Here is a 6,008-nt window from a genome sequence, read left to right as displayed (position 1 = left end):
CTCCACCGCCTCTTCGGTGGCGGTCAGGGCCTCGGCCCGGCGCCCGGCCTCCGACAGCCGGATGCCGAGGTTGGACAGCGAGCGTGCGAGGTCGGGCTCGTAGGCGGCGGGGTCGGCTTGTGCCAGTTGCTGGTTGGCCTGGGCGAGGTTGCTGGTGAGCCGCAGGGCGAGTGGGGCGATGACGCGGGACGGGTAGGGGAGTGCGGCCGAGGCCGAGCTGACGGCCTCGTAGTCGAGCGGGGTGGTGTCCAGGGATGTGTCCAGGGTGTGCAGGGCGTGTTCGCTGTCGGCGGTCCGGTCGGCGTTGTAGTGGGCGATGACGGCGCGAGCCAGCACGGTGATGATCTGGGCCTGCTGAGCGGGGGTTCCTGCGGCGAGGAGGGCCGGCAGGGTGATGCCGTCTTCTTCGAGGATCTGGGAGGCGTGGTATTCGGCGACGCGGTCGGGGTGGAGGGAGCCCCAGTAGCGGCCGGGTTCGGCCGGGTACAGCCGGGCCAGCCACTTCGCGGTACGGGCCGTCCTGTCGGCGGGCAGGTCGGCGACGGTGCCCAGGACCTGTGCGGCCGCGTCGGCGGTGGTGGCCCCGCACAGCGCGGCGACGGCGACGGCGGTGGCCAGGGTGGTGGTGGGCAGGTTCAGTTTGAAGGCGGGGGCCTCCGCGCTGTCCTCCCAGAAGCGCGCTTCGTGCTCCAGGAGGATCTCCTCCGCCGGGGCGCCGGGTGGGGCCTCGGCGGGCCGGGGACCGTGCTGCAGCAGGGTGACCAGGGCGGCCAGCTGCAGGGTGAGGGCGTTGTCGTAGCGGGGGTGGCTGAGGTCGTCGGGCGGCCGGAGGGACGCGGCCAGAGCGCTCCAGTCGTGGTCGGGCACGGTGTGGACGTGCGGCAGCAGGCGGGCGAGGTCGCCGGCGGCGCGGGTGAACGCGGCGTGGCGGTCCTGGGCGGGGCGGCTGCGGGGGATGAGCGGGGCGAGTTCGACGGGCCGGGCTTCTTTGAGGAGTCTGCGGGTGGGTGCGTCGGCCTCCCGCAGGGTGGAGTCGGTGCGCCACTCGCCGTCGGAGCGGGCGAGCAGCAGCAGCCTGACACGGTGGCGGGAGCGGCGCAGGCCGGTGATCAGGCGGCGCAGCAGGCGGGGGCGGGTCTCGGCGTAGTCGACGACGATCAGCAGGGGCAGGTCGGTGGCCAGGAGGGCAAGATCGGGCGGGGTGTTGTGGTCGGTGAGCTCGGGACGCAGGTGTCCGGTGGCCCAGCCGTCGTGGCCGAGGAGGTCGGTGAGGCGGCGGGCCAGGCGGCTCTTGCCCTGTCCGCCGGGTCCGGTCAGCACCTGGACCGCGATCGTGGGCGGGCCGTCCAGGCACCAGGCGCGCAGGTCGGCGAGTTCGCTGTCGCGGCCGTGGAAGGCGACGGCCTCGGCGTCGGCGCGCAGGAGGGCGGCGGGCGAGTCCAGGAGGCGTTCGGACGCCGCCGGGGTGAGCAGGGCGGCGGGTTCGACGGGTTCCAGGACGGGTTCCCAGCCGGTGTGCTCGGTGACCAGGGCGCGGAAGCCGTCGTCGGCGAGGAGGTTCGCGGCGGTGGTGGCGGTCAGGCGGCTGCCGCCTGTGTCGGCCCGGCGGTCGCGGCGTACGACGCCGCACAGCATGTCGCCGCCGTAGCCGTCGTCGGCGAGGAGAGCGGCTCCGGACATGCCGGACCAGCGGGTGCCGCCGCCGGCGGGGCCCTGGTGGGTGGGGGTGGTGCTGGAGATCTCGTAGCGGCCGGCCAGCGCCCCGCTGCCCGGGGCGATGAGGCCGGTCAGCTGCTCGTCCAGGCGCCGGCCGTCGTCGGGGTCCTTCTGCATGCGGGGGAATCCGGTCGCGGTGACCGGGTGGGGCCGGGTGCCGACGAGCAGCCCGTAGCGCTGGGGCGGCCGGGCCAGCAGATCCGCGAGGGACCGCGGGATCTGCCAGCCCTGGCCGTCGGTGACCTCGATCAGCGCGGCGTCCACGACCGGATCGGTGCGCTGCCAGCGCACCGTCGCACGAAACCGTCGCTCACCGGCGTCGGGCGGGCACACTGTCACCGTGCCCGGCCCGCCTGCCTGGTCCATGTCGTCCAGGACATGGGCGGCGGTCAGCACCAGACGCGGCGCGATCAGGTAGCCCGTTCCGAAGCCCGTGCTCCTCCCACCGTCCTTGAGACGGTTCACCCGGATCTGTACCCGGCGGTCGAACTCCACGGCGTTCCCCCGTTCCCCGCCCTGTCATGTGCGGTGTGCCGGTGACAGGCCGGCTCACTCCTCGTCGCTGACGTCGATGTCGCCGCCGCCGGGCCGGTGCGGGGTCAGTTTCACGGTCACCGTGTGGGTGGCCTTGCGACCGCTCTCCCTCTTCCCGCCCAGACTGACCACGCTCCAGCGCAGCCCGCCGTTGACGCCCTTGGTGCCGGTCAGCTCCAGACCGAGGTCCAGCGTGATCTCCCCCAGTGTGAACAGCACCCCCTTGTCGCCCTCCCCTGCCGGAGCAGCGATCCTGTTCTGGGCCTCGGCGATCTGATCCCGCAGCAGCGTGATCGCGTCCGCCAGGTCCATCCACTCCTCGCCCGCACCGCTCATCTGTGACCCCCGATCCTGAAGTCCCTCTCTCCCGGCCGGGCGAGAGGGTCCCTTGACTCATTACTCATGATTGAACGTCAAAGTTCCGCCCGATGAGATGTATACGGCGAACTGCCGGGGATCAGCGGGGCGCCGACCTCACAGCCGGGGGAGACGACGCGGATGACGCCCGCCTCGAGCCCGCACGCCTCGCACTCCGCCGCCCTCGGGCCCGCCACCCGTTTCGAGGACCGCGTGCCCGGAGCGGGCGGTGCCCCCGCAGGGGCCGGCTCAGGTGAGCCGGCGGAGCAGGGTGACGAACTGGCGCAGTTCCTCGTTCTTCCCCGGCGGCAGCGGTTCGGGGTCGAAGTGGGCGATCTTGTTGCGGATGCCCCGCACCCGGTCGAGTTGACGCACGAACTCGACACGGTCCACCGCCTCGGACCAGTCGAGCGCCGCCCAGTTGCGGTCGGCGGCGGCACACGCCGCCTCCATGCGGTGCCCCTGCCTGTTGCGCTGGTCGCCGTCGAGGAGCTTGACGTAGTCGCCGAACATCAGGTCCGTGAGCCGACCGGTCTTCTCCCACCTCTGGACGGCCTTGACGGCCTCGGCGGGGATCTTCGGGCCCAGACACCTGCGCAGCCGGTGCTCGATCTCGCCGACGAGGAAGAACGGGCGCGCGATGTCGTCGAAGCGCTCGGTGATGTCGGCCGCCGTGACGATGCCGGTGACCGTCCCGTCGTTCTCCCGGACCAGCACGTAGCCGTGCTCCCTGATGACGGGCAGCAGGGAGAAGAACTCGTGGTACGCCTGGGCGACGGGCGGGTCGGGTTCGACCGCGTTGGTCAGTTCCGGGTCCTTCCCCGTCGCGTGGAGCATGGCGACCGAGCGCCAGGTGACGACGCCTTTCAGCGCGGAGTCGCCGTCCAGGACGGGTACCTGGGAGTAGTTCTTGGTCTGCATCAGATACGTCGCCCGGGTCAGCGGGGTGCCGGACGCGACGCACTCGACGCCGCGCCGGGCGGCCGGGATGTCGCCGATGGTGAAGGGCTGCTGGGGCAGCGCGCCCCAGGGCAGCCCCTCGTCCTCCTCCCCGGCGGCGTTGTCGGGCGCCGTACCCGAGACGGATTCCAGGAACACCACCCGGAACTCATCCCGCAGCCGGCAGGAGGCGAAGTCCGGGTCCGTCGCCAGGCCGGCGTCCTTGAGGGCCTGGCTGATGTGGAGGACGGTCTGGTCGTCGCGCCTGCGCACGCCGAAGACCTCCAGCAGGCCGGGGACCGTGAGCGTCCGGCCGCCGAGGGCCCGCAGTTCATCGCCCGAGGGGTTGCGGGGCACTTCGCTCACCGGCCCTGCGTCTCACGGAAGACGGTCTGCTTGCCCATGGCCGACTTCACCAGCTCCAGGAGCTGCTTGGCGCGGCTGTCGTAGAAGCGCTCGAAGTCGCCCTCGTGGAGGGCGGCGGGGTCGATGAGATGGGTGGCGAGCACGTCGTCGAACCACTCCGGACGCATGCCCGACTCCTGGGCCAGCGTCTTCAGGTACGCGGGCGGGGCTCCCACCATGCTGCGGCCGGCCCGCAGGGACAGCGGCGTCTTGTTGACGATCGAGTTGGCGCGGCAGGCGTAGTCGGGCGCGTTCTTCACGACCCAGTTCCAGGGGAAGATCTGCCGCACGTCCACGTTCTGCTCGACCAGGCGGGCCGGGGTCAGCGGGGCCTCGGTGAAGTGCCAGTCAACCGCGCCCTGCTTGACCAGCAGGGTGTAGACGCCCTTGTAGGCGGCGCTGTTGCGCGTCGCCAGGCTGTTCAGACGGTCGTCGAGGAAGGCCGCCTCGGACACCGTGTCGGGGGCGGGGGCGCCGGCGTCGCGGAGCCAGGCGATGAGCTGCTCCACGTCGCGCGGGAAGCGGCTCTCGGTGGAGCCGCCGTACATCTCGCCGAGCACCCCGCACCAGTACCACTGGTCGACGCGCTCCTCGGCCCCGGGCTCGTCCGTCTCCTCGCCGAGGATGGCCCGCACGGCGGCCAGCGGGACGAGCTGGGTGCGGTAGGGCAGGTCGGCGGCGCGGACGATGCACTGTCGTTCCAGGAAGGCTCCCACCCAGTGGAAGGCGTCGGCCAGGCGGGGCGCCAGGCGGTCGAAGTCGGCCAGCGGAAGTCCCAGCAGGTCGCGGCGCTTGCAGGAGACCGCGGCGCGCGGCTCCTCCTGTTTGTGTTCCCAGGTACGCACCAGGGCGACGGCCTGGAGGAAGTCGCTGCTGCTGAGACCGTCCTCGACCCCGGCCTCCATGCGGCCGAAGACCGGGTGGGCGGAGGTCAGCTTCCCCTTGATCGCGTGCCACACGTCCGGCAGGCGGTAGTACTCGCCGTTCCGTGCGACGTACTCCTGGTCGCCGGCGTAGGTGGCGGTGAGGAGTTCGAAGACGTTGAGGGGGACGCCGCCGGTGTTGACGCGCTCGAAGACGGCGCAGACCGCGTCCATGGTGGTGGAGGCCGCCAGCTTGATCATCGGGACCTGGAAGGACTTCACGTTGTTGAGGACGTTCTCCTCGAACTGCGACCAGAGGTCCCAGTTCTCGTCGGCGATCCCCACGAAGATCCTCTTCCAGGCGTTCACCTTCTGCGTGTCGAACACCAGGTGAATGGGGAAGTAGCCGGCCCGGCACTCAAGTTCGGGCGTGGTCAGGTCGAGTGCGACCCTGCGGGGGAAGCCCGTTCTCAGCACTCGGTCGTCCGGGACGGAGACCACCGCCTCGTCGCGCTCGGAGGGCGCGCCGACCGCCTTGGCGATGTCGACGTAGTACCAGCGCCTGAGGGGCTTGCCGCGGGTGTCGACCGTCTCGACCGGACTGTCGCGGTGCAGTGCCTGGAAGAGCGAGGTCATGCGCTGCTGGCCGTCCAGCAGCAGCAGGTCGGGCACCCTGTCCCCCTCCCCCTCGGCCCCCTTGATCGTCCGGGGTCTGAAGGGGGACTTGCCTCCGGTCTCCAGGGCCATCACCACGCCGAGGGGGTAGTCGAGCGTCACGGTGGCGATGAGCGCCCGGATGCGCTCGTCGTCCCACTTCCACTCGCGCTGGAAGTCGGGGAGCTGGAGGACCCCGGAGGCGACGTCCCTCAGGACGTCCTTGAGTTTCGGACTGTCGAGCGCCACGCCGTCTCTCCCCCACGTTCGGCCGGACTGTGCGGAGGACGATTGCAGCAAGTGACTTGATGGAGCGTCAAAACCTCCTTCCACTCCTCCCGTGCCGCCGCATGGATCCGGCCAGGGTGTCGGGGGTGCGCGCGAAGGGCCGCCGACCGGGCCCGGCCGCTCCGGTGCCGGGAAACCCGTGCTCAAGGGAGTACGAGGGGAACACCCGGTTCGCCGGAACGCCTCGCGCGCGGCACCCGGCGCGAGGCGACATCCGGCGCGTTTTCGCCGCCCCGCCCCGGTGGCCGGGGC

4 protein-coding genes are annotated in these 6,008 nt (G+C 71.7%); all 4 read right to left on the bottom strand.

The window, feature by feature from the left end:
- The coding region (locus AC2CJA_RS22950) for a P-loop NTPase (protein WP_484604580.1) at positions 1-2,211 on the bottom strand (2,211 nt) is incomplete at its 3' end.
- 54 nt (positions 2,212-2,265) lie between these two features.
- Positions 2,266-2,586, bottom strand: coding sequence for a trypco2 family protein (locus AC2CJA_RS22945; protein WP_484604579.1), 321 nt, complete (start codon positions 2,584-2,586; stop codon positions 2,266-2,268).
- A gap of 270 nt (positions 2,587-2,856) precedes the next feature.
- The gene (locus tag AC2CJA_RS22940) at positions 2,857-3,912 is read right to left on the bottom strand and encodes a CBS domain-containing protein (protein WP_484604578.1); all 1,056 of its coding nucleotides are present in this window, start codon (positions 3,910-3,912) and stop codon (positions 2,857-2,859) included.
- Positions 3,909-5,717: a GmrSD restriction endonuclease domain-containing protein gene (locus AC2CJA_RS22935; protein ID WP_484604577.1), complete on the bottom strand. Its 1,809-nt coding sequence runs from the start codon at positions 5,715-5,717 to the stop codon at positions 3,909-3,911. Before AC2CJA_RS22935 ends, AC2CJA_RS22940 begins: the two co-directional genes overlap by 4 nt.
- Positions 5,718-6,008: the final 291 nt, after the last annotated feature.

Source organism: Streptomyces sp. ATLC9 (genome assembly GCF_057196705.1).
This window is presented reverse-complemented; position numbering and strand designations above follow the sequence as displayed.

Coding starts and splice junctions, on each gene's coding strand:
- AC2CJA_RS22945 (WP_484604579.1), bottom strand. CDS start 2,586: ATGAGCGGTGCGGGCGAGGAGTGGATGGACCTGGCGGACGCGATCACG.